The sequence below is a fragment of the Corynebacterium sp. UMB4614 genome (assembly GCF_030217065.1).
GTDB lineage: Bacteria > Actinomycetota > Actinomycetes > Mycobacteriales > Mycobacteriaceae > Corynebacterium.
In genome coordinates this window covers 1-326 of the sequence record NZ_JASONC010000071.1, presented here as the reverse complement: position 1 = coordinate 326, position 326 = coordinate 1, and the positions used below count along the sequence as shown (strand labels likewise).

Annotated in this window: 1 protein-coding gene; it reads left to right on the top strand. The window is 54.6% G+C overall.

What is annotated here, in order from left to right:
* On the top strand, positions 1 to 326 hold a 326-nt coding region (locus tag QP413_RS09945), incomplete at both ends, for a helix-turn-helix domain-containing protein (protein ID WP_284781606.1).

Below are 326 nucleotides of genomic sequence, written 5' to 3'. Positions count from 1 at the left end.
GCGATTGAGGTTTATAAGCGCACTCAGTCGGTGACGAAGACGACCCGGCAGCTGGGGTATCCGGGGAGATGGACGCTGTACAAATGGTTGCGTGAACCCACCACTCCAGGTAGACCGCGTAAGCAGGCGAAAACCTTGACGCGTTACCCGTTTGAGGTCAAGCTTCGTGCTGTCGAACTTTTCAGCTCCGGCTGGAGCCCAGCTGACATCGCTCAAGAATGTGGGCTGAGGTCAAAAATGAGCGTCTATTCTTGGACACAACGCCATCGTGAAGAGGGACAATGGGGGCTGATGTCGAAAAAGGAACGAGAAGAACGTGCTCGCAT